This window comes from Siccirubricoccus deserti, from assembly GCF_014283215.1.
GTDB lineage: Bacteria > Pseudomonadota > Alphaproteobacteria > Acetobacterales > Acetobacteraceae > Siccirubricoccus > Siccirubricoccus deserti.
Window position 1 is genome coordinate 43,169 of record NZ_JACOMF010000030.1, and the last position, 21,872, is coordinate 65,040.

Genomic DNA, 21,872 nt, shown 5'->3' on the forward strand with positions numbered 1-21,872 from the left:
AGCGGGCCCGCTGAACGGCGTTTTCATGTCCGGCGTCATTCGATGGCGTAGGTGAACTCGCCGCCCTCGACGCCGACATGCACGCGGCTCACCGCCTGGCCGTCCAACATGCGGTTGAGGAAGGCGGTGCTGATCGCCGGCAGCATTGTGTTGGTCAGGATGGCGTCGATCATCCGGCCACCGCTCTCCGGCTCATTGCAGCGGCTGGTGATGAGCGAGACCACCTCATCGGAGTAGGTGAAGGGCACCTTGTGCTGTTCCTTCAGCCGCCGGACGATGCGGCCGAGCTGAAGCCGGATGATCTCGCCCAGCATCGCCTCGCTCAGCGGGTAGTAGGGGATGGTGATCAGCCGCCCCAGCAGGGCCGGCGGGAAGATTTTCAGGAGTGGTTCCTGCAGGGCCTTGGCGATGTCGTCCGGCTCCGGGATCAGCTCGGGGTCAGCGCAGAGCGACATGATGAGGTCGGTGCCGGCATTCGACGTCAAAAGGATCAGCGTGTTCTTGAAGTCGATCAGCCTGCCCTCGCCATCCTCCATGATCCCCTTGTCGAAGACCTGGAAGAATATCTCGTGCACATCGCTGTGCGCCTTCTCCACCTCGTCCAGCAGCACCACGGAATAGGGTTTGCGGCGCACCGCCTCGGTCAGGATGCCGCCCTCGCCGTAGCCGACATAGCCGGGTGGTGCGCCTTTCAGGGTGGAGACAGTGTGCGCCTCCTGGAACTCGCTCATGTTGATGGTGATGAGGTTCTGCTCGCCGCCGTAGAGGCTTTCCGCCAGCGCCAGCGCTGTCTCGGTCTTGCCGACGCCGGAGGGACCACAGAGCATGAACACGCCGATCGGCTTGTTCGGATTGTCCAGCTTGGCGCGGCTGGTCTGCACCCGCTTGGCGATCATCTCCATCGCATGGTCCTGGCCGATGACGCGCTTCGACAGCGTGCCGGCAAGCTGCAGTACCGCCTGGACCTCGTTCTTCACCATCCGGCCCACCGGGATGCCGGTCCAGTCGCCGACCACCGCGGCCACCGCCTGGGCATCCACCGCCGGCATGATCAACGGCGATTCGCCCTGATGCTCCGCCAACTCCGCCTGCAGCCCGCGGAGCTCGGCGACCATCGCCGCGCGTTCCGCCGAGACCGGTGCTTCCGGCTGGTCCACCGCCGCGGCGCCCTCGCGCAGGGTCGCGCGCAGCGCCAGCACCTTGTCCACCAGCAGCTTCTCCTGTTGCCAGCGCGCCTCCAGGCCCACCAGCGCCTCCTGCTGCGCCGCCAGCGCCTCACGGGCGGACGCCTCGCGGTCGGCGGCGTCGATGCCGACGGCGGCCTCACGGCCGATGATCTCCAGCTCCGTCTCCAGTGCCTGGATGCGGCGGCGGCAGTCATCCACCTCGGCCGGCACCGCATGCTGGCTGACCGCGACCCGGGCCGAAGCGGTGTCCAGCAGGCTGATCGACTTGTCCGGCAGCTGCCGCGCCGGGATGTAGCGGTGTGAGAGCCGCACGGCCGCGTCAATCGCCTCATCGAGGATCTGCACCCGGTGGTGCTTCTCGAGCGAGGAGGTGATGCCGCGCATCATCAGGATCGCCTTCTCCTCGGAAGGCTCATCCACCTGCACCGGCTGGAAGCGGCGGGTCAGCGCCGGATCCTTCTCGAAATACTTCTTGTATTCGGCGAAGGTGGTCGCGGCGACGGTGCGCAAGGTGCCGCGCGCCAGTGCCGGCTTCAGCAGGTTCGCCGCGTCGCCGGTGCCCGCCGCGCCACCGGCACCCACCAGCGTGTGCGCTTCGTCGATGAACAGGATGATCGGCCTGGGCGAGGCCTGCACCTCCTCGATCACCTGGCGCAGCCGCTGCTCGAACTCGCCCTTCATGCTGGCGCCAGCCTGCAGCAGGCCGACATCCAGGGTGCGCAGCGTCACATCCTTCAGCTGCGGCGGCACGTCGCCGGCAACGATGCGCAGCGCGAAGCCCTCCACCACCGCGGTCTTGCCGACACCGGCCTCGCCGATCAGGATCGGGTTGTTCTGCCGCCGCCGCATCAGCACGTCGACGACCTGGCGGATCTCCTGGTCGCGGCCGACGATCGGGTCGATCTCGCCGTTGCGGGCCTTCTCGGTGAGGTCGACGCTGAACTGCTTCAGCGCATCCTGCTTGCCCATCTGCGCCGGCGCCACCGCGCCGCTGGCCTCGCCCGGCGCGCCGACCTTCGATCCATCGGCCGAGGCCAGCGCCGCCTCCGGCGAGCCGTCCAGCAGCTTGCGGAACTCATCGGCCAGCGCCTCGGCCCGCAGCTTCGCGAATTCACGGCTGATGCCGGTGAGGGCATTGGCCAGCGCCTTGGTCTTCAGCATGCCGACGACGAGATGGCCGGTGCGCACCTGATTCTCGCCGAACAGCAGCGTGCCATAGACCCAGCCGCGCTCCACCGCCTCCTCGATCAGTGGCGAGAAATCGGAGATGGCGGTGGCGCCGCGCGGCAGCTTGTCGAGGCTCGCGGTGATGTCAGCAGCCAGCCGTGCCGCATCCAGGCCAAAGTGCCGGATGATGCGATGCATGTCGCTGTCCTGCAGTTGCAGCAGCTGGTGCAGCCAGTGCACCAGTTCCACATACGGGTTGCCGCGCAGCTTGCAGAAGACGGTGGCGCTCTCCAGCGCCCGGTAGCCCACCGGGTTGAGCTTCCCGAACAGGGCGGATCGACTGATCTCGGTCATGGCACGTCTTCCAGGGAATGGGGTTGCGGAGCCGCTGACTCCTCTTGCGGCGTCATGCGGGAATCGATGTCGCGGGCACCGCTGTCGGCCCCCGCTTGCAGGAACAGATCGCCGGCATCCGCCAGGCCGCGACGCGGCGTCAACCAGGAGGTCCAGCCGAGCTGGCCCTGGTGGCCCAGCCGGATCGGCGGCACCTCCGTGCGCTTCAGGATCAGGTTCACGTCAAAGGCCAGCGTATCGCCCACGTAGTTGCGGACGATCGGCACCAGCCGCCGGAAGCTGGCGCCGCCCGGCAGCATGCGCTGGTAGTCGCTGAGGCTCAGCGGGCCGAAGACGATGCGGAATTTGTGCTGCCGGCTCCACACCCGCCGGCCGATCGCCGCCGACTGCCCGAGGGCCGCGACGGTCGCCCCGCCGCCGAGCCGTGACAGCCCGTCATCCGGCAGCACCAACCAATCGCCGATGAAGTTCTCAATCCGCGCAGGCATCTTGAAGAAGTCGGTGAGGATGGAGGCGAGCCCCTCGGCATGCCGCGTCCGTCCCACCAGATGCCCGGCGTAATGCTGCTTGGCGAGGTCGGGCATCGCATCCCGGTCGCGCAGCCCGGGCATGCCGATGCCGACGAGGGAGGCGACGAAGCGGCCGTAATGATCATCCTCCGGCCGGTCGAAGCTGACGGTCGGCTGGGCTTCCGCCCAGGCGCGGTAGAACAGCGACAGCGCGCGGTGGTGGAAGACATCGGCGAAGCGGCGGAAGGTTTGGTCGCGCGCATTGCGCTCGCGGTCGCGGGCGTATTCGGTCAAGTGCAGCGGCAGCGGCCCGCCGGGGCCGAACAACCCGAAGAAATGCACGATCAGCCGCGCTGCGCGCTGCTCGGTGGCGATGTCGAAATCTGCCAGGGTCGAGGGCGCGAAGACCAGCGAGGGCTCCTGCCCCAACCGCACCGGATCCTGCATCGGCCGGATGCTGCGGCCGAAGCGCGGGCTATCGCGGTGCAGCGCTTCCAGCCGGCGCATCGCCTGGTAGAAGCCGAAGCTCCACGGCGCTGCCTCCAGCCGCTGGTGCAGCGGCGGTGCGGCAGGCCGACCGTCACCCGCCGAGGCTTCCCCTTCGGGGAGCTCGCCGGCAACGGGCTCGGCTAGAGCGTCGGCTGCCGGCCTGTCCGGATCGGCCATCGGGCAATCTCGCCGCGTTCGGTGGTAGTCAGCACCGTCTCGGTGAAGGCGTTGATGGAGACGTATTTGGCGAAGAAGCGGTCGAGCACCGAGCCCAGCACCACCGCCCCGGCACCGCCGAAGGCCGCCTCATCCACCTTCAGCGTGACCTGCAGCCCGCGCCCGGCGGTGAGCGGCCCGGCACCGGGGATGCGCCGGATGATGGGCTGCGACGCGGTGGAAAGCAGCCCTTCCAACTGCCGCGCCTGGTGCGAACTGGCCGAGGGCACATAAAGGCTGAGCAGTTCGCGCAGCGCCGTCGCGCCATGGATCGCGTCATTGTCGACGAGGCTCAGGTAGTTCAGCCCGAGGTGGCTGATGAAGCGCCAGGCATACTCGCCATCCGATCGGCAGGGCCTTGGCGCGGTCGGCCCGACCAGGCAGCGCACCGAGGCGACCGGCGCGCTGGCTTCCATGGTGAAATCGGTACGGCCCTTGCCGACCGACATGAACAGCGGCAGGTCACGGTTGGTGCAGAGCAGGTCGAAGCCAAGCTGGCGCAGCTCCGTGCGGAACGGCGCGTGCTCGGGGTCGACGAGGGAGATGTAGACCTCGTGGCCGATGTAGCTGCTGCGCGGGCCGCGCTGGCGGGAGCGTGCCGAGAGCTGCCGCGGCCGTCGCCGCAGGATGTAGTAGCTGCGGTGGTCGGCATGCCGGGTCAGGTCATTGGCAGCATAGAAGGGCAGGAAGGGCTGCGGCTCGCCACCGTCCGCGGCGAAGCCCTCGACCTCCTGCACGCCGAAAATCTCGAAATCCACCGGCCGCATTCGATCGGCGACGATCTGGTGCTCCACCTCCCGCTCGCTGAGATTCAGCCGGTCGCCGCGCTTCGGGAAGAGGTTGATCGCCGGGGTGCAGAACAGCCGGAACTGGTCACCGCCGAAGCCATTCGCCAACAGTGTGTCGCTGCGGCCGAGCAGGAAGATGACGTCGAGCTCGGTGCCGGTGGTGCGGGTGACGGCGCTGTCGAGGCCGTTCAGCCGCACCGAGAGGAAGCGCTCCGGCATGGCGAAATATTCCTGCAGCAGCCGGTACCCCTGGAAGGTCAGCGGAGTCGCCGGCAACAGGGCTTCATCATCCTCGAAGCCCTGCGCCTCCAGCGCGGTCTTCGGCAACAGCTCCTGCCAGGGCAGCGGCCGGGCGGTCGGGCGAATGACGATACCAAGGAGATCCGCCACCAGCTGCTCATGCAGCCGGAAGCGGGTGCTTTCGGCGCCGGCGAGAAACAGCGGCAGCCGCGCCAGGCCGATCTCGGCGAAGGGGATGTTGCCCAAGGTGCGCAGGCGCAGCCGGATGGCGGCCTTGGCACCACGCTGATCCGGCAGATTCAGCGCCGAGACCGCCGCCGCCGCGGGCAGGTACTCCGCCTCGGCGATCTCGATCGGCAGCAGCTGCACCGGATGGGCGGTGCGGAACTCGCAGTTGGTGTCGTCATCGGCGCCGAGGATGCTGCGCAGTACCGTGCCACGCGGCAGATCGACACCGAGCGGCGTGCCGCGGATCGCCGCATCGGGGTTGAATTGCACCACCGCCATGGCCGGGGTCGGCGCCAGGTAGTGGGGGTAGACCATCTGCAGCAGCGACTGGGTGAAGGTCGGATATTCCGCTTCCAGCTTCAGCTGGATCCGCGCGGTGAGGAAGGCGAAGCCTTCCAGCAGCCGCTCCACGTAGGGGTCGGCGACCTCGGTATTGGCCAGCGCAAGGCGGCCGGCGATCTTTGGGTATTCACGGGCGAATTCGGCGCCCATCTCCCGGACGTGGCGAAGCTCGGCCTCGTAGTGGCGCAGCAGCCGCGGGTCCATCAGCCGCGCTTCCGCGATTCCACCACGGAGACGTTCTGCGTCTCTGGCTCGATCGAGGTCTCCAGCAGGATGCGGAGCGGCACCGGCTGCGCCCAGAGCTCGCCATGGATCTCGAAGACCAGCGCGCCATCCGGGTTGTCCGCCTGCATTCCGCGCAGTCTTACCCTCAGTGTCTCCGGCAGGATGCGTGGCTCGAACACCCGGATCGCCTCGGTGATGGCAGCTTCGAGGCCGGCGGCGCGGCCGCCCGAATGGGTCAGGCCGGTGAAGCCCGGCAGGCCGTAGTTGATCACCGAACGCGCCGCTTCCGGTGCGAGGTCCAAGGATTCCAGCGCCTCCAGCCTGGTGGTGGCGAACAGCCAGCCGAGGTCACGCAGCACGCCCTGGCGCAACTGGGTGATGGTGAGGCTCTGCTGGTCCGGCGGGTCCTGCAGCCGGTCCGGCGCATTGTCGGTGAGCCGGTCGAGGAGCGACGGCTGCAGATGCTCGCGGCTGGTGAACTCCACCATGGCTCAATCGGTGGCCGGTTCGGCCGGCGTGGTGATCTCGAGCCGCCGCAGGTCGAGCAGCGGCACATCCGCCTCGGCGCCGATGGTCAGCATCCGCTGGCCAAGACCCAGGAACCAATCCCCCTGGTCCCGCCACTCGGTGCGACGGCCGAGCAGGATGGCCGGATCGGCCGAGGCTTCGGAGCCGGGATAGCGGGCCGGCAACAGGGCCACGGTGGCACCGCCGTTGCTGAAGGTGAGCTGCGCCGGCAGCCAGACCGAATCGCGCAGGTCTGCGGGCGGCTCGACCTCAAGCCCACGCAGCCGGTGCAGCGGCAGCCAGAAATACTTGCCGTCGATGATGGCTTCGAGCACCGGCCCGAGCCGCGGGTCGGCATCGGCGATCCAGTCGAACTCGGTGCCGTCGACCTTGCCGCTGCTGGCCGGCGCGGCGTCGAAGGCCTGGTCGCGCAGCGCCGAGGCATCCCGGGTGGCCCCGGCGACGAGCCGTCGATTGGCCTCAAGCAGCAGCGACATCCAGGGTTCCGGCTCGCCGAAGAAGGTCGGCTGGCGTTCGCCGGCGAAGACCTTGGCGCGCAGCACCTCGCAGCGGATGGCGGCACGGTAGGTGGTGACCATGGGCAGCGCGAGCTTGTCGAGCCCCCCGACCACGGTCAGCTGGGTCAGCGCCCGGTCCCATTCCCCGGTGACGCAGAACAATTGGAACAGGAAGGTGCGGAGGCGCGGGTCGCGTGGCGCCTTCCGCACTTCCTGCTTCAGCCTCTCGAGCGCCGCGCGGGGATCACCCGAGCGGAGCAGCCCACGCGCATCCGACACGGCTGCATCCGTGGTCATGCCCTGCCCCTTTCCCCGCGCGCCGCCCGCATGGCTCAGATCTGCACGTTGCGGATGCGATCCCAGCCGGCATCCTTCGAGGATGCCTCGAGCGAACCGTCCGGCTTCTGCGGCTTGTACTGCAGCTGCACGGAACCGTATTCGAAGGTCACTTCCTCCTTCACCGCCTCATCGCCGTCGGCGCCGGACCAGGCGACCGTCTTGATGCCGCAGAGCTTGAAGTTGAAGCGCAGGAACACCTCGCCCGAGGTCGCGCCGCCGGTCGACTTGCGCAGCGCCAGCACGACATCCTTGAAGTGCTTGCCGCTGCAGCACATGCGGAAGAAGTCGGGTGAGGACTTGTCGATCTTCCGGCTGAACTGGAAGGGGTTGAAGGTCGGCTTGCCGGCGCCGACGCCGGAGGAGGAGCTGCCGATGTTCAGCACGTTCTCAAGATCGAAGCTGAAGTCGTCGATCTCGAAGGGCTTCGTGCCCTTGAACTCGCTGATGAACGGGTCGCTGCCGACGGTGAAGTCGGTCTGGGTCTCACCCTCCAGCGCCTTGCCGGTATCGGCGGGGGTGAACAGCATGAAGGCGTCGAAAGCCATGGTCTTCTCCTGCTAGGAATCCAGCGTTCCAGTGATCTTCGGTCCGTCGGGTCGCCCGTTGCTCAGCCCGAGGGCAGCCGCGAGACAAGGCGCAGCGACACGGTCAGACCTTCCAGCTGGTAGTGCGGCTTGAGGAAGAATTTGGCGCTGTAGTAGCCCGGGTTCTCCTCGTTCTCCTCCACCACCACCTTGCCTTCGGCCAGCGGATGGGTCGCCTTGTACTCCTCGGTGGAGCTGTCGGGAGAGCCGTCCACATACTGGCCGAGCCACTTGTCGAGCCACTCGGTCAGTTGCGCCTTGCTCATCGTGCTGCCGATCTTGTCGCGCACCATGCACTTCAGGTAGTGCGCGAAACGGCAGCTGGCGAAGAGATAGGGCAGACGGGCCGAGAGGTTCGCATTCGCGGTCGCCGCCGGGTCCTGGTATTCCTGCGGCTTCTGCAGCGACTGCGCGCCGATGAAGGCGGCGAAGTCGGAGTTCTTCTTGTGGATGAGCGGCATGAAGCCGTTCTTCGCCAGCTCCGCCTCGCGGCGGTCGCTGATCGCGATCTCGGTCGGGCACTTCATGTCGACGCCGCCGTCGTCGGTCGGGAAGGTATGCGCCGGCAGGCCCTCCACCGCGCCGCCGGTCTCGATACCACGGATACGGGTGCACCAGCCGTACATCTTGAAGGAACGGGTGATGTTGGTCGCCATCGCATAGGCCGAATTGGCCCAGGTGTACTTGCTGCTGTCGGCGCCCTCGACCTCCTCCTCGAAGGCGAATTCCTCAACCGGCTCGGTCTTGGCGCCGTAGGGCAGCCGCGCCAGGAAACGCGGCATGGTCAGGCCGATGTAGCGCGCATCCTCGCTCTCGCGCAGCGAGCGCCAGGCGGCGTATTCCGGGGTCTGGAAGATCTTGGTCAGATCGCGGGGATTGGCCAGTTCGCTCCAGCTGTCCATCTGCATCACCGTCGGCGCCGTCGCCGAGATGAAGGGCGCATGCATCGCCGAGGCGATGGCGGCGATGTCGCCGAGCAGCGCCACATCCTGCGGGCTGTGGTCGAAGTAGTAGTCGCCCACCAGCATGCCGAAGGGCTCGCCGCCGAACTGGCCGAACTCCTCCTCGTACAGCTTCTTGAAGACCGGGCTCTGGTCCCAGGCGGTGCCGCGGAACTTCTTCAGCGTCCGCGACAGCTCCTTCTTCGAGACGTTGAACACCTTGATCTTCAGGAATTCATCGGTCTCGGTGTTGCTGACCAGGTAGTGCAGCCCGCGCCAGGCGGATTCCAGCTGCTGGAAATCCTCCTGGTGGATGATCTGGTTCACCTGCTCGGTCAGCTTGGCGTCGATCGCGGCGATGATGCCCTCGATCGTCTTCAGTGCCTCGCCGCCGATCAGCGCGGTATTGGCCAGCGCCTGCTGCGCCAGGGTCTGCACCGCATTCGCGACCGCGTCGCGCGCGGCATCCGATTTCGGGCGGAACTCCTTGGTGAGCAGAGCGGCGAAGTCGCTCTGCTCGGCGGTGGCGACGCCGAGGGCGCCGGCGGATTGCAGTTGCTCGGACATCGACTAACCCTCCGAAGAGCCGTTGCCGCCATCCGCCTTGGGCGCGGAGGCGAGCGCCTGCAGCAGCGCGGGGTCCTGCAGGACCTTGCCGATCAGCTCCTCGGCGCCGCTCTTGCCGTCCATGTAGGTCAGCAGGTTGGAAAGTTCGGTGCGCGCGGTCAGCAGCGTGTTCAGCGCATCGACCTTCTTCGCCACCGCGGCGGGGGAGAAATCCTCCATGCTCTCGAAAGTGATGTCGACCGCCATGCTGCCTTCGCCGGTCAGGGTGTTGGGCACCATGAAGGCGACGCGCGGCTTCATCGCCTTCATCCGGCTGTCGAAATTGTCGACGTCGATCTCCAGCATCTTGCGGTCGGCGACCGGCGGCAGCGGCTCGGCCGGGTTACCGGAAAGGTCGGCCATCACGCCGGCGACGAAGGGCAGCTGAACCTTCTTCTCCGCGCCATAGGTCTCGACGTCGTATTCGATCTGGACCCGCGGCGCGCGGTTCCGGGCGATGAACTTCTGGCTGCTCGCTTTGGCCACAGTCTACCTCGCTATCGTCTCTGGTTGCTCGCACGGGTCGGCAGCCAGCCGGCGTCCGACGGCATGTCGTCTGTCACTCGTTCATTCCCACGATCATTTGCGCCTGGTGCACACCGTCGGGCGCCAGGTCGCGCAGAATGTCGAGGAAGTTCTTGTCGGCCAGGCGCTGCGCGCGGCGGATCAGCATCGGCAGCGGGCTCGACGGTTCGTAGCGCTCGTAGTAGCCGCACACGATTTCCAGCAGGTGAAGAGCTTCCTCCCGCGTACCGACCTCGCGCAGCGCCATCACCGAGGCGAAGCCGCCAGCGCCGGCGCGGCGCACGCCGGCGGCCGGCGCCGCGAAGGGCCCGCCATCCGCCGGTGCCTCCTCGTCACCCTCCTCCGGCATCTCCTCGAGCAGCGGCGCCTCCGCCGGCACCGCCTTGAAGCGGTCCATCACCCGCTGCATGTCGGCGACCTGCTTCTCCAGCCGGCTCAGGTCGGGGCTGGTGCCGTAGCCGGCCTTTTCCTCGAAGGCGGTGTTGATCGCCTTGAGGTCGCGACCCAGCCCGGCGACAGCGTCCCGCACCGCCTGCAGCCATTCGGGGTCGCTGTCGGCGAAGGCGGCGGTCACTGCCGCCTCGGTCGGCGGCGCCTCCGCCTCGGGGTCGGACTCGATCAGATTGAGCGCCAGGGCGATCTCGCGCCAGCCGAACGCCCCGGCCCGCCGTGAACGCGCCAGCGGCACCTCGCGCAGCAGCTTCAGCACCCGGCCCGGGTGGCCGATGCCGAGCACCGCATTCGCCCGCATCGTCGGGTCGTTGTCATCCTCCGGGTCGAGCCGCGGATGGACGGTGTCCCAATGGCTGTCGAGCAGGTTGGCGATCAGGCCGACGCCGGCGGCGAAGGCAACCAGCCCCTGGGTGTGCAGCCGGGCCACGGACAACTGGGCAATGATGCGGATGTCGCGCGACCGCTCCAGCAGCGCCAGCGCCTGCGCCTCCACATCGCGCCAGTCGGGATCCTCGGCCGGGACGATGGTGTCGCCGAATTGCTGCTCCGGCTTGCCCTGCGCCGCGGCCTGGAGCGCGCCATAGGCGCGGTCGAATTCCAGGTCGTCGCCGGTTTCGGAATCGGCGAGGTAGGCGTCGAACTCCGCCATCTAGCGTTGCCCGCCGCGGCCTGGGCATGGGTCAACGCACAGCGCCAGGCCGCACTCCGTGTTTGGCTGCGCCATCTCGGACATATGCGTGTCTTTCTCCTGGCGGACAGGTTCCCCGATCCGGCTGGATCGTTGCTGAACATTGCGACATTGTCCAGCACTCTCAACCTGGAGGGGAGTCTTGATCGGACCCGTGCCACCATCGTTTGTTGCAACCGCAGGTTTTTACGGCAAGCTGCCCGGGCGGGGTGATTTCGTTGGCCACGGCCTCTCGGCCAGCTTCATCCGGCCTTGGGACGACTGGCTGCAGGTGGCGATGACCGGCGCCCGGCAGCAGCTCGGGGCGCGCTGGGATCCGGCCTGGATGCAGGCGCCGATCTGGCGCTTCCTGCTGCCCGCCGGGATGTGCGGGCCTGTCGGCATGCTCGGCCTCTGGATGCCGAGCGTCGACCGCGCCGGAAGGCACTTCCCGCTGACTTTCGCCCGCCCGGCCGAAGGCGCCCCGGAAGCCTTCGCCAGCCGCGCCGCGGGCTGGCTAGAGGTGGCGGAACTGGCAGGCTTCGCCGCGCTGGACGAGGCGCTCGGACCGGCCGGCCTGGCGGCGCGGCTCGATGCCGAGCCGCCCAAGGCCGCCGCGGCGCCGCCGGCCGAATGCGCCGCCGCCGCCAGCGGCGCGGGGGTCTGGTGGACCGCCGGCGCACCGCTGGTGCCGGCCACGGTGCTGGTGCTGCCTGCCATGCCGGACGGCAGGCGCTTCGCCGCCATGCTCGACGCCGAGGCGGGTGAGAATCACAACTTGAAGTAGCTAGCGGGCGTTCGAAGGCGGTCGCCCAGCGGCTCAGCCGCCCGCTGGTACCTCGGCCATAGCCCGAAGCGTTACCACGGTAACATTATCGCGTGCATGCTTCTCGATGGCCCTGGCAAGGAGTTCCTCGGGCCCCGCCCCGTCCCGCAGCAACGCGCCGATCTCCTCCTCCGCCAGCGCCTTGAACAACCCGTCGGTGCAAAGCAGCACCAGATCGCCAACGGCGAAGCGCCCGGACACCTTGTCCAGCTCCAGCTCGCCGCTGCCGCCAACAGCGCGGGTGATGACGTTCGCCTGAGGGTGCTTCTCAGCCTCCTCCTCGGCCAGCGTCCCCTGGTCCACCAGCTCCTGCACCAGGCTGTGGTCGCGGGTGATGCGGGAGAGGGCGCCATCCCGCAGCAGGTAGGCACGGGAATCGCCGGCCCAAAGGCAGGCGAAATGCTCACCATGCGCCAGCATGACGACGACGGTGGTGGCGATGATGCCGCTCTCCGAATCCTCGGCCCGCTGCTGCAGCACGGCATGCACCTCGGCAAGGCGGGAGCGGACCTCGGCGAGCTTCTCGGCCGGGGCGAGATCGGCCGGCAGCGCCGCCAGCGCCGCGATCACCGCGGCCGAGGCGACATCGCCGGCGCCATGCCCGCCAGCCCCGTCCGCCACCGCCCAGAGGCCGATGTCGGAGCGGTCGATGAAGGCATCCTCGTTGCGCTTTCGCACGGTGCCGACGTCGGTCGCGCCGCTTGCCCTGACCACCATGGTCATGCCGGCGTGGCCTTCCGGAACGCCGGGCAGTCGGGACCTGCTGCTTTCGCCATGCGCCTGATGCGCTCCCCAACCGAACCCGTGATTGCAACCCCGCCGTGCAACGATACCGTCAATAGTGTTGGCCGGGAAGCGGTTGCGCACCCCGAATGGCATCCTGCGGCGTCGTCACCTTATCGCGAGTAATGCCAGCTGCCAGTACCTTAATCGCAGCTGACCGGCGGCGCTTCCCAAGCAGGCGCGGCAATGGCATCTGCCGGGACTGAGCGGCCACCGGAATGATGGCAGCTTCGACAGCAATTCGGGGACTCAACATGGCGGGACATGGACATGGCGACCACGGCGGCGGCGACAAGCGGATCGCCCTGCTGATCTCCGTCCTCGCCCTCTTCCTGGCGGTCGCCGAGACCGGGGCCAAGAGCGCGCAGACGGATGCGATTTCCAGCAATGTGGAGGCAGCCAACCTCTGGGCCTTCTTCCAGGCCCGCTCGATCCGCCAGACCACGGTCCGCACCGCCGCCGAGGCGGCCGAGCTGGAGAAGCCGAACACCACCGACCCCGCCGCGCGGGCCGCCATCGAGCGGCAGCAGCAGGGCTGGCGCGAGAGCGCGCACCGTTGGGAAAGTGAGCCGCAAACCGGCGAGGGCCGGCGCGAGCTGATGGCCCGCGCCAAGGCGGCAGAACACCGGCGTGACCATTCGATGGCCGCCTACCACCACTATGAATACGGCTCCGCCGCCTTCCAGGTGGCGATCGTGCTGGCCTCCTCCTCCATCGTCACCGGGGTGCCGCTGCTGGCCCTCGGCGGCGTCGCCGTCGGCGTAGTGGGGGTGGCGCTGACCGGGATCGGCTTCCTCTTCCCCGAGGCGGTGCATTTCTGACCACGGGGATGCCGGACGGCAGCCACGTCGCCGCCACGGGCTGCCGTCCTGTCAGAATGCCGGTCCGCTCTACCGCTCCGCCACCCGCTGGTCGGTCTCCGGCACCTCGATCGGCCGCACCTCGACCGGCGCGGTGCCCTGCTCCCGCATGCCGAGTTGCTTGGCGGTGCGGGGCGTCAGGTCGATCACCCTGCCGCGGACATGGGGGCCGCGATCCTCGACCCTCACCTCGGCGCTCCGGCCGTTCTCCAGGTTGGTGACCCGCGCCCGCGTGCCAAGCGGCAGGGTGCGGTGCGCCGCGACGTTCGAGTTGGGATTGAACCGGCTGCCATTGGCCATCCGCCGGCCGTTGAACTTCGGGCCATAGTAGCTCGCCCGGCCACGCTGCGCCTGATGACGCCGTGATGCCGCCGGCGGGTTTTGCGCTTGCGCCCGGCGCGGCGCCTGCACATGGTTGCGCGGTGCCGTCCGGTGGGGAGAAGCCCGGTGCGGCTCCGCCGCAGCAGCGGGGGTGAAGATGATATCCTGGGCACCGATGCCGAGGACCATCAGGGCCGCGCCCACCGCGGCCAATCCTGCCTTGCCTGTCATGGGGCGAAGGAACGCCTGCCCGGTCGCGAGGTTCACCCCGGCCCGGCGTTTCGACCGCAACCGGGCGGAGTGCTAGACCCCTTCCACCATGACCATCCAGACCCTTACCATTCCGGCGGCCGAAGCCGATACCCGGCTCGACCGCTGGTTCCGCCGGCATTTCCCGCAGCTCACCCAGGGGGCGCTGCAGAAGATGCTGCGCACCGGGCAGATCCGGGTGGACGGCAAGCGGGCCGAGGCGAATACCCGCCTCGCCGAGGGCCAGGCCGTGCGGATCCCGCCCCTGCCCCAGGGACCTGCCCCCACCCGCGACCGCCCGGCGGTCTCTGAGCGCGACGCGAAGGAGCTGGAGCGGCTGGTGCTCTACAGCGACGACAGCGTGCTGGTGCTCGACAAGCCGCATGGGCTGGCGGTGCAGGGCGGGCCCGGCATCACCCGCAACCTCGACGCCATGCTGGACGCCCTGCGCTTCGAGGCGGAGGAGCGGCCGCGGCTGGTCCACCGCCTGGACCGCGATACCTCCGGTGTCCTGCTGCTGGCCCGCACCCAGGCCGCCGCCGCCTTCCTGGCGCGCGAGTTCCGCGGCCGCGGTGTCGAGAAGACCTACTGGGCCATCACCGCCGGTCAGCCGGAGCAGACCGAGGGCCGTATCGACATCCCGCTGCTGAAGCTCGGCGGCCCACGCGGCGAGCGCACCACCGCGGTGGACGACCCGCGCGAGGGCGCCCGTGCCCTCACCGATTTCCGCACCCTCGACGCCGCCCGCGGCCGCGTTGCCTGGCTGGAGCTGAAGCCGCTGACGGGGCGGACGCATCAGCTCCGGGTGCATTGCATCGAGGGGCTGGGCGCACCGATCCTCGGCGACGGCAAATACGGCGGCGTCGCGGCGCATCTCGAAGGCCTGCCGAACCAGCTTCACCTGCACGCCCGCTCGCTGCGCCTGCCGCATCCGGAGGGCGGAATTCTGGAAGCGGCGGCGGCGCTGCCACCCCATATGCGCGAGACCTTCGGGTATTTCGGCTTCGAGGCGCCCCGCACCCCGAAGCCGCGGCGGCTGGTGGCGGGGGCGAAGCGCTGATCAGCCCAAGGGTGGTGGAACCGCGGGCGGCGGTCTGAAGACAATGGCTGGATGGCCCGCCGGCCCTGACCGCCGCCAGCGGCGGTCAGGGGCGGGACACCGGACGGAGCGATCGGGATGGCAGAGACTTCCGGAACACCACGCCGCTGGCTGCGCTGGGCCCTGGCCGGCCTGGCGCTGGTGGTACTGCTGCCGCTCGGTGCCCTGGCCATCGTCCTGGCGACCTTCGATGCCGAGGCGCAGAAGCCGCGCATCCAGGCGGCGGTGCAGCAGGCGACCGGCCGGGCGCTGACCCTCTCCGGGCCGATCGGGCTGAAATTCTCCCTGACGCCGACCCTGACCGTGGATGGCGTGGCGCTGGCCAACATGCCCAGCGGCTCCCGGCCGGAGATGCTGCGCATGCGCCGGGCGGAGGTGGAACTCGCCCTATTGCCGCTGCTCTCCCGCCGGGTGGAGGTGCGGCGGCTGGTGCTGGTCGCCCCCGACCTCCTGCTGGAGACCGACAAGGCCGGCCAGCCGAACTGGGCCTTCGCCCCACCCGGCGCAGCCCCGGCCCCGGCCCCTGCCACGGCGCCGCCAGCTGCGGCCGAGACGGCGCAGCGGCAGCTCGGCATCCAGCTGGACCGGGTGGTGGTGACTGAGGGCAGCCTGACCTGGCGGGACGGCGTCACCGGGCGGACCCGGGTGCTCGCGGTCCCGCGTTTCGAGGCCGAAGGCGGCGAGGGGCCGATGCGCTTCGCCGGCGATTTCACCCTGAATGGCGCCGGCTTCGCGCTGAGCGGCCAGACCGGGCCGCTGGCCGCGCTGCTCGGCCCGCCGCCGGCGCAGCCCTGGCCGGTGAGCCTCGCGCTGGAGGCGGCCGGCGCCCGCCTCGCCGCCGAGGGCGGCATCGCCCGGCCACGAGCCGGGCAAGGCTGGCGCTTCGCCGTCACCGCACTGGTGCCGGAGCTCGCCCGGCTGGCGCCGCTGCTGCCAGATGCGCCGCTGCCGCCGCTGCGCGGCATCGATCTCGCCGCGACCGTGGCGGATGCCGGCGCCGGCCGGCTGCCGGAGGTTTCGGGCCTGCGGCTGGCGGTCGGCGAGAGCCCGCTCGACGCCGTCTTCCCCGGCCTCCGCCTCGCCGCGCTGAAGGCGACCCTGCCGCGGCAGGACCAGCCGCTGGCGCTGGAGGCGACCGGCGCGCTGGGCGATATGCCGCTGGCCCTCTCCGGCAGCCTCGGCGCCCCGGCCCTGCTGCTGCCCGGTGGCCCCGGCGGGCCATGGCCGCTCGACCTCGCCTTCCGCCTCGCCACCGCCGAGGCCAGCGTGAAGGGCAGCATCGCCGATCCGGCGCGGCTGCAGGGCGTCGATCTGGCGCTCGGGCTGAAGGTGCCGGAGCTGGCGGCGCTTTCCGGCCTGGCCGGCACGCCGCTGCCGCCGGTGCGCGAGATTGTCGCCGAGGCGAAGCTGGCGGAGCGCACCCCGGGCTTCGCCGGCGGCGCCTTCCTGCGCGGGCTGCGCATCACCTCCTCCGCCTTCGATGCGGCGGGCGACCTCACCTATGTGGTCGGGCAGCGGCAGGGGATCAGCGGCGCGCTGGCCTCCTCCCGCCTCGATCTCGACGCGCTGCGACCGCCACCGGCGCCCGCCGGCCCGGCCGCCGCGCCGGCTGCCCCGCCCGCCGCGCATGACGGCCGGGTCATCCCCGACATCCCGCTGCCGCTGGAAGCGCTGCGGATGACCGATAGCGACCTGCGCTGGACCATCGGCACGGTGCAGGCCGGCGGCGTCGGGGTTCGGGATGTCGAGCTCGCGGCGGTCATCCAGGATGGCAAGGCGCGCTTCGATCTGCCGACCGCCACCCTGCCGGGCGGCAGGATCGCCGCCCGCCTCGGTGCCGATGTCACCGCCACGCCGCCGAGCGTCGAGGCCGCGGTCTTCTCCGAGGCGCTGGATTTGCCGGCGCTGCTCGCCGCCCTCCACGCGCCGGGCGGCACCGCCGGCCGGCTGGAGCTGGATGTGAACCTGCGCGGCCGCGGCCGCGACCTGCGGGCGGTGGCCGCCACCGCCACCGGCCATGCCGCGGTGGCGCTGACCTCCGGCCATGTCGACCAGGGCCAGGACAGCGCGCTCTCCCGCGCCCTCGGCGACCTGCGCCGGGCCTTGCCGCAGCTTGCGGCACTGGCCGAGGGCCGCATCGCCATCGCCTGCGCCGCCGCCCGCTTCGCCGTGCAGGATGGCATCGCCCAGAGCCAGGCGCTGCTGCTGGATGGCAGCCTGGGCAGGATCGGCGGCGGCGGCAGTGCCAATCTGCGGGATGAGACCTTGGCGATGCGGCTCCAGCTCGACCTGACGGTACCGGTGCCGGGGGTGAACCTCGTGCGCATCCGGGCGCCGCTGCCGGTCGGCGGGCGGTTCTCCGCGCCGCGGCCGGACTATGCCGGGGTGGCGGGCGGGCTGATCGGCACCGCCGAGGGGCTGCTGCGCACCCCGAGCAACCTGGCGGATGGGCTGCTCGGCGCGCTCGGCGCCGAGCGCGGTACTGCGCCCGGCGCCGGTGGCGGGCTGCCCGAATGCGGCCCGGTGCTGGCGGTGGTGCGCGGCGGCCGCGCCGGGCCGGTGCCGGCCAGCCAGGCCCCCGCCGCCGAGGCCGCCCCGGCAGCGCGGCCGGCACCGGACCGCCAGCCCGCCCTGCCCGCCCCCGCGCAGCAGATGCTGCGAGACTTGTTCGGACGTTGAAGCCGCGAGAAGTGAGCTGCCGATGAAGCGATTCTGGGATACCGCCACCGCCGAGCCCCGGGCCGGCGGTTTCGGCGTGGCGCTGGACGGCCGCCCGGTGCGGCTGCCTAGCGGCACGCCGCTGCTGGTCGAGGCCGAGCCGCTGGCCGCCGCGATCGCCGCCGAATGGGCTGCCGCCGGCGGCGCCAAGGGCGGCGAGATGACCATGGAGGATGTGCCGCTGACCCGCCTCGCCGGCACGGCGCAGGAACGCATCGCCCCGGATCCGGCGGCGATGGTGGAAGGGCTGGCGAAATACGCCGAGACCGACCTGCTCTGCTACCGGGCGGAGGAAACGAAGCTCGCCGAGTTGCAGGCCGCCGAATGGCAGCCGCTGCTCGATTGGGCGGCGTTGCAGCACGATGCGCCGCTCAGGGTCACCACCGGGCTGATGCCGGTGCCGCAGGACCCGGTGGCGCTGGCGGCGCTGCGCCGCGCGGTGGGCCAGCTGCCGCCGCTGCACCTCGCCGCGCTTGGCGTGCTGGTGCCGGCCTTCGGCAGCCTGGTACTCGGCCTGGCGGTGGTGCAGGGCAGGCTGGGGCCGGAGGCGGCGCATGCGCTGGCGACCCTCGACGAGCGCCACCAGGAGGCATTCTGGGGTACCGACCCGGAGGCGGCGGCGCGGCGCGCGCGGATCGCCCGGGATGTCGCGCTGGCTGCCCGGCTCGTGGCACTGGCCGGGCCAGCCACGAGCCTCCTGGACGCGGGGCCTTCGGCATGAACGCCCGCCACCTGCGGATCGAGGGAAGGGTCCAGGGCGTCGGCTACCGGGCATGGATGCTGCGGGAAGCGTCGCGCCTTGGCCTCTCCGGCTGGGTGCGCAACCGCGCCGATGGCAGTGTGGAGGCGCTGGTGGCGGGTCCCGAGCCGGCGGTGCAGGCGCTGCTCACCGCCTGCCGCCGTGGCCCGGTGCTGGCCCGGGTCGACCGCATCGAGGAGAGCTTCGCCGAGGATCTGCCCGAGGGCGACGGCTTCCGGCAGCTCTAGGACGCGGCTCGCTCGACTGCTCCCCCTGCTGGCGGTGCCCGACGCGACCTTGCTGATCGAGGACAGCGTCTTCCTCGGCAATGGCGCGTTGCGCGACGGCCACGCCTGCGCCCGTGGCATCTATGCCGGGCGGCTCGGCGCGTTGCTGATCCGCCGCAGCCGGTTCGAGGCGACACGGGTGTGCCACCATGTGAAGTCCCGCGCCGCGCGAACCGAAGTGGTGGACAGCCAGATCCTCGACACGCCGGACGACAATGCCAGCTATCTGGTCGACCTGCCGAACGGCGAGGAGGTGCTGCTGCGCGGCAATACCCTGCACAAGGGCCCACGCTCCGGCAATCCCGGCACCGCCATCGCCATCGGCTTCGAGGGGGTGACGCAGCCGACTCCCAGCCTGCGCATTCTCGACAACCGTTTCGAGACCCTGCTGCCACGGGTCACGGTCTTCGTCCGCAACCGCAGCAAGGTGGCGGTGGAGCTTTCCGGCAACAGCCTGACTGGCCGGGTGGTGGCGCTGGTGGGGCCGGGGCGGGTCGCCCGCTGAGACCCGCCATGCGGCATGGGAGCGAAACTCCTGGACCTGTGTTATGTTGCGGTGCAACAGCCCGCGAATGAACAGGATACGCCATCCATGACCATGGTGACCCCTCCCCCGGGCCAGGAATTCTTCGCCCGCGGCGCCGCAACCATGTCGCGCGTGCTCGACCAGGCCCAGGCCATGGCGGATGTGGTGAACCGTCACGCCTCCGCGCTGCTGCCGATCCCGCGCCCGACCCTGCCGCCGCGCCTGCCCGCCGACCCGGTGACCCTCACCCGCGACGCCGCCGCCTATGCCCTCGATGCCGGACAGCGGGCGCTGCTGTTCTGGGACACCATGCGCCGCGCCGGCAACGCCTTCACCGAACATGAGGCCGCCGGCTGCCCGCCGGTGCTGGTGTTCGACTGGGAGATGGTGCTGGATGGCCGCAGCCTGCCGCGGCCGTGCAACTACGCCCTGGTGCGCATCATCCCGCCTGCCGGCACCCGGCCGGCCGACCCGGCGCTGCGCCCCTTCGTCATCATCGACCCGCGCGCCGGCCATGGCGCCGGCATCGGCGGCTTCAAGTCGGACAGCCAGGTCGGCGTCGCCCTGCGGCGCGGCCATGCGGTATATTTCGTCATCTTCTTCCGCGACCCCGAGCCGGGCCAGACCGTGCTCGACATCACCGCGGCGGAGACCGCCTTCCTCCACCGCATCCACGCGCTGCACCCGCAGGCGCCGAAGCCCGTCGTCATCGGCAATTGCCAGGGTGGCTGGGCGGTGATGATGCTGGCGGCCAGCCAGCCGGAGCTTTGCGGCGCGCTGGTGCTGAACGGCGCCCCGCTGTCCTACTGGGCCGGCGAGCGCGGGCGGAACCCGATGCGCTATCTCGGCGGCCTCGCCGGCGGGTCCTGGCCGGCGGCGCTGATGGCCGACCTCGGCCATGGCAAATTCGACGGCGCCGACCTCGTGCTGAATTTCGAGAGCCTGTCGCCGGCCAACACCTGGTTCAGCAAATACTACAACCTCTACCGCCATGCCGACACCGAGGCCGAGCGCTTCCTGGAGTTCGAGCGCTGGTGGGGCGGCTACTTCCTGATGAACCGCGACGAGATCCGCTGGATCGTCGAGAACCTGTTCATCGGCGACCGCTTCGCCCGCGGCGAGATTTCCGCGGGTGGCGGCGCGACCTTCAACATGCGCGCCGTGCGGTCCCCGGTGATCGTGTTTGCCTCCGCGGGCGACAACATCACCCCGCCCGGCCAGGCGCTGCGCTGGATCGCCGATGTCTACCGCGACGAGCAGGAGATCAAGGCGCTCGGCCAGACCATCGTCTACCTGATGCATGACGAGATCGGCCACCTCGGCATCTTCGTCTCCGGCGCCGTGGCGCTGAAGGAGCATTCCGAGATCGCCGAGACCCTGGCGCTGATCGACAGCGTCGCGCCCGGCCTCTACGAGATGCTGATCACCCGCGCCCCTGGATCCAACGCCTGGCAGGTGGAGCTGAAGGAACGCTCCATCGCCGATATCCGCGCCCGCAGCGGCGAGGCGAAGAACGAGGCCTTCCCGGCAGTCGCCAGGATCTCGGCGCTGAATCAGTCGCTCTACGATGTGTTTGCCGCGCCGATGGTGCGCCAGTTGGTGACCGAGGAGAGCGCGGAGTGGCGTCGCCGGCTGCACCCGCTGCGGCTGCGGCGCACGCTGCTCAGCGACCGCAACCCGCTGATGGCACCGGTCGCGCCACTGGCCGAACTCGCGCGCCGCCACCGCACGCCGGCCAGCCCGGAGAACCCCTTCCTCGCCTGGGAGAAGCTCTGGGCCGGCAGTATCGCCCGCGGCATCGACACCTGGCGCGACTGGCGCGACGCCTGGACCGAGGTGGCCTTCCATGGCGTCTACGGCTGGCTCGCCGCGGTCGGGCTCGAGAATGGCGAGACGCCGGTGGAAGCGCCCTCGGTGGTGGCGCTGGCCGATGCGCCGGAGGTGCGTCAGGCGCTCGACCGCATCGATGCCGGCGGCTATGCCGAGGCGGTGGTGCGGATGATGATCCTGCTGGCGCAGGCACGCGGCGGCGTGCGACGCAGCCGCCTCGCCCGCTCCAACGCGCTGCTGCGGACCGAGCCGCCCTTCGCCGACCTGACCGACAGCGCCCGCCAGGCACTGATCCGCGAGCAGACGGTCATCGCCAGCATGGCGCCGGCCGAAGCGCTGGCCAGCCTGCCGAAGCTGCTGCCGACCGGCGCGGAACGCGGCCGGGCCCTGGCCACGGTGGAAGCCGTGGCGGGGCCGGAGGCCGAACTCGGCGAGGCGGCGGCGGCGATGCTGGCGCAGCTCCGCAGCGTGCTGGAACTGGGGCCGCAGGCGCCCGTGCCGTTCCACGCGGCGGCGGTGCCATTCGATTGAGGTGAGCGGACAAGGTCCCGGGGCGGTTCGCCGTCTGATCGCGACGACGATCCGCTATCGCCTGGTTCTTGCAGAGGGGAGTCCGCTCTGCAGCGGCCTCCGCGATCCGCTCTAGAGCGGTTTCCGAGCTGAATGAATCAGGGGGTATTCCCCGACGCGGGCTGGATCTGATTCAAACTGTCTGTCGGCGAGGAGGCCGACAGGCATGTCAAAGGCGC

19 protein-coding genes are annotated in these 21,872 nt (G+C 70.2%); 8 read left to right on the forward strand and 11 right to left on the reverse strand.

Annotation, left to right across the window (positions count from 1 at the left end):
- Positions 1 to 35 precede the first annotated feature (35 nt).
- From tssH to tssA, 9 genes are all read right to left on the reverse strand, one after another.
- Complete coding sequence (gene tssH, locus H7965_RS19760; protein ID WP_186772308.1) at positions 36 to 2,708, reverse strand: type VI secretion system ATPase TssH; 2,673 nt, start codon at positions 2,706 to 2,708, stop codon at positions 36 to 38.
- Entirely contained in the window at positions 2,705 to 3,883 is a 1,179-nt protein-coding gene (gene tssG / locus H7965_RS19765; RefSeq protein WP_186772309.1) for a type VI secretion system baseplate subunit TssG, read from the reverse strand. The genes tssH and tssG overlap by 4 nt, the downstream gene beginning before the upstream one ends.
- Positions 3,847 to 5,724: a type VI secretion system baseplate subunit TssF gene (gene tssF, locus H7965_RS19770; RefSeq protein WP_186772310.1), complete on the reverse strand. Its 1,878-nt coding sequence runs from the start codon at positions 5,722 to 5,724 to the stop codon at positions 3,847 to 3,849. The genes tssG and tssF overlap by 37 nt, the downstream gene beginning before the upstream one ends.
- A complete protein-coding gene (tssE, locus tag H7965_RS19775) occupies positions 5,724 to 6,233 on the reverse strand; it encodes a type VI secretion system baseplate subunit TssE (RefSeq protein WP_186772311.1) in 510 nt (169 codons plus the stop codon). Before tssE ends, tssF begins: the two co-directional genes overlap by 1 nt.
- A 3-nt stretch (positions 6,234 to 6,236) precedes the next feature.
- On the reverse strand, positions 6,237 to 7,067 hold the full coding sequence (locus H7965_RS19780; protein WP_186772312.1) for a type VI secretion system accessory protein TagJ: 831 nt from the start codon (positions 7,065 to 7,067) through the stop codon (positions 6,237 to 6,239).
- A gap of 35 nt (positions 7,068 to 7,102) precedes the next feature.
- On the reverse strand, positions 7,103 to 7,654 hold the full coding sequence (locus H7965_RS19785; RefSeq protein WP_186772313.1) for an Hcp family type VI secretion system effector: 552 nt from the start codon (positions 7,652 to 7,654) through the stop codon (positions 7,103 to 7,105).
- A 62-nt stretch (positions 7,655 to 7,716) separates the two neighbouring features.
- The gene (gene tssC, locus H7965_RS19790; RefSeq protein WP_186772314.1) at positions 7,717 to 9,201 is read right to left on the reverse strand and encodes a type VI secretion system contractile sheath large subunit; all 1,485 of its coding nucleotides are present in this window, start codon (positions 9,199 to 9,201) and stop codon (positions 7,717 to 7,719) included.
- 3 nt (positions 9,202 to 9,204) lie between these two features.
- Entirely contained in the window at positions 9,205 to 9,726 is a 522-nt protein-coding gene (gene tssB / locus H7965_RS19795) for a type VI secretion system contractile sheath small subunit (RefSeq protein ID WP_186772315.1), read from the reverse strand.
- A 73-nt stretch (positions 9,727 to 9,799) separates the two neighbouring features.
- Positions 9,800 to 10,867, reverse strand: coding sequence for a type VI secretion system protein TssA (tssA, locus tag H7965_RS19800; protein ID WP_186772316.1), 1,068 nt, complete (start codon positions 10,865 to 10,867; stop codon positions 9,800 to 9,802).
- A gap of 181 nt (positions 10,868 to 11,048) precedes the next feature.
- Here tssA and tagF point away from each other — a divergent pair, with 181 nt between their 5' ends.
- On the forward strand, positions 11,049 to 11,672 hold the full coding sequence (tagF, locus tag H7965_RS19805; RefSeq protein WP_186772317.1) for a type VI secretion system-associated protein TagF: 624 nt from the start codon (positions 11,049 to 11,051) through the stop codon (positions 11,670 to 11,672).
- Positions 11,673 to 11,705: 33 nt separating this feature from the next.
- Here tagF and H7965_RS19810 read toward each other — a convergent pair whose 3' ends face one another.
- Positions 11,706 to 12,434, reverse strand: coding sequence for a PP2C family protein-serine/threonine phosphatase (locus H7965_RS19810; protein ID WP_229682707.1), 729 nt, complete (start codon positions 12,432 to 12,434; stop codon positions 11,706 to 11,708).
- A 314-nt stretch (positions 12,435 to 12,748) separates the two neighbouring features.
- Here H7965_RS19810 and H7965_RS19815 point away from each other — a divergent pair, with 314 nt between their 5' ends.
- Positions 12,749 to 13,315, forward strand: coding sequence for a DUF4337 domain-containing protein (locus tag H7965_RS19815; RefSeq protein ID WP_186772318.1), 567 nt, complete (start codon positions 12,749 to 12,751; stop codon positions 13,313 to 13,315).
- A gap of 69 nt (positions 13,316 to 13,384) precedes the next feature.
- Here H7965_RS19815 and H7965_RS19820 read toward each other — a convergent pair whose 3' ends face one another.
- Positions 13,385 to 13,879, reverse strand: coding sequence for a septal ring lytic transglycosylase RlpA family protein (locus H7965_RS19820; protein WP_229682706.1), 495 nt, complete (start codon positions 13,877 to 13,879; stop codon positions 13,385 to 13,387).
- A gap of 115 nt (positions 13,880 to 13,994) precedes the next feature.
- Between H7965_RS19820 and H7965_RS19825 the strand changes: the two genes are divergently transcribed.
- The 6 genes from H7965_RS19825 to H7965_RS19850 all read left to right on the forward strand — a co-directional run bounded on the left by H7965_RS19825 (position 13,995) and on the right by H7965_RS19850 (position 21,654).
- Positions 13,995 to 14,984, forward strand: coding sequence for an RluA family pseudouridine synthase (locus H7965_RS19825; protein WP_186772319.1), 990 nt, complete (start codon positions 13,995 to 13,997; stop codon positions 14,982 to 14,984).
- Positions 14,985 to 15,101: 117 nt separating this feature from the next.
- Entirely contained in the window at positions 15,102 to 17,702 is a 2,601-nt protein-coding gene (locus H7965_RS19830; RefSeq protein WP_186772320.1) for an AsmA family protein, read from the forward strand.
- A gap of 22 nt (positions 17,703 to 17,724) precedes the next feature.
- A complete protein-coding gene (locus tag H7965_RS19835; RefSeq protein WP_186772321.1) occupies positions 17,725 to 18,462 on the forward strand; it encodes an ATP12 family protein in 738 nt (245 codons plus the stop codon).
- On the forward strand, positions 18,459 to 18,728 hold the full coding sequence (locus tag H7965_RS19840) for an acylphosphatase (RefSeq protein WP_186772322.1): 270 nt from the start codon (positions 18,459 to 18,461) through the stop codon (positions 18,726 to 18,728). Before H7965_RS19835 ends, H7965_RS19840 begins: the two co-directional genes overlap by 4 nt.
- A 34-nt stretch (positions 18,729 to 18,762) precedes the next feature.
- Positions 18,763 to 19,272 carry a hypothetical protein gene (locus H7965_RS19845; protein WP_186772323.1) on the forward strand — a complete coding sequence of 170 codons (510 nt, stop codon included), beginning with the start codon at positions 18,763 to 18,765 and terminating at the stop codon, positions 19,270 to 19,272.
- 87 nt (positions 19,273 to 19,359) lie between these two features.
- The gene (locus H7965_RS19850) at positions 19,360 to 21,654 is read left to right on the forward strand and encodes a DUF3141 domain-containing protein (RefSeq protein WP_186772324.1); all 2,295 of its coding nucleotides are present in this window, start codon (positions 19,360 to 19,362) and stop codon (positions 21,652 to 21,654) included.
- Positions 21,655 to 21,872: the final 218 nt, after the last annotated feature.

What these genes read in the sequence shown, in the direction of transcription:
- tssH (WP_186772308.1), bottom strand. Translation starts at nt 2,708, where the DNA reads ATGACCGAGATCAGTCGATCCGCCCTGTTCGGGAAGCTCAACCCGGTG.
- tssG (WP_186772309.1), bottom strand. Translation starts at nt 3,883, where the DNA reads ATGGCCGATCCGGACAGGCCGGCAGCCGACGCTCTAGCCGAGCCCGTT.
- tssF (WP_186772310.1), bottom strand. Translation starts at nt 5,724, where the DNA reads ATGGACCCGCGGCTGCTGCGCCACTACGAGGCCGAGCTTCGCCACGTC.
- tssE (WP_186772311.1), bottom strand. Translation starts at nt 6,233, where the DNA reads ATGGTGGAGTTCACCAGCCGCGAGCATCTGCAGCCGTCGCTCCTCGAC.
- H7965_RS19780 (WP_186772312.1), bottom strand. Translation starts at nt 7,067, where the DNA reads ATGACCACGGATGCAGCCGTGTCGGATGCGCGTGGGCTGCTCCGCTCG.
- H7965_RS19785 (WP_186772313.1), bottom strand. Translation starts at nt 7,654, where the DNA reads ATGGCTTTCGACGCCTTCATGCTGTTCACCCCCGCCGATACCGGCAAG.
- tssC (WP_186772314.1), bottom strand. Translation starts at nt 9,201, where the DNA reads ATGTCCGAGCAACTGCAATCCGCCGGCGCCCTCGGCGTCGCCACCGCC.
- tssA (WP_186772316.1), bottom strand. Translation starts at nt 10,867, where the DNA reads ATGGCGGAGTTCGACGCCTACCTCGCCGATTCCGAAACCGGCGACGAC.
- H7965_RS19810 (WP_229682707.1), bottom strand. Translation starts at nt 12,434, where the DNA reads ATGACCATGGTGGTCAGGGCAAGCGGCGCGACCGACGTCGGCACCGTG.
- H7965_RS19815 (WP_186772318.1), top strand. Translation starts at nt 12,749, where the DNA reads ATGGCGGGACATGGACATGGCGACCACGGCGGCGGCGACAAGCGGATC.
- H7965_RS19825 (WP_186772319.1), top strand. Translation starts at nt 13,995, where the DNA reads ATGACCATCCAGACCCTTACCATTCCGGCGGCCGAAGCCGATACCCGG.
- H7965_RS19830 (WP_186772320.1), top strand. Translation starts at nt 15,102, where the DNA reads ATGGCAGAGACTTCCGGAACACCACGCCGCTGGCTGCGCTGGGCCCTG.
- H7965_RS19835 (WP_186772321.1), top strand. Translation starts at nt 17,725, where the DNA reads ATGAAGCGATTCTGGGATACCGCCACCGCCGAGCCCCGGGCCGGCGGT.
- H7965_RS19840 (WP_186772322.1), top strand. Translation starts at nt 18,459, where the DNA reads ATGAACGCCCGCCACCTGCGGATCGAGGGAAGGGTCCAGGGCGTCGGC.
- H7965_RS19850 (WP_186772324.1), top strand. Translation starts at nt 19,360, where the DNA reads ATGACCATGGTGACCCCTCCCCCGGGCCAGGAATTCTTCGCCCGCGGC.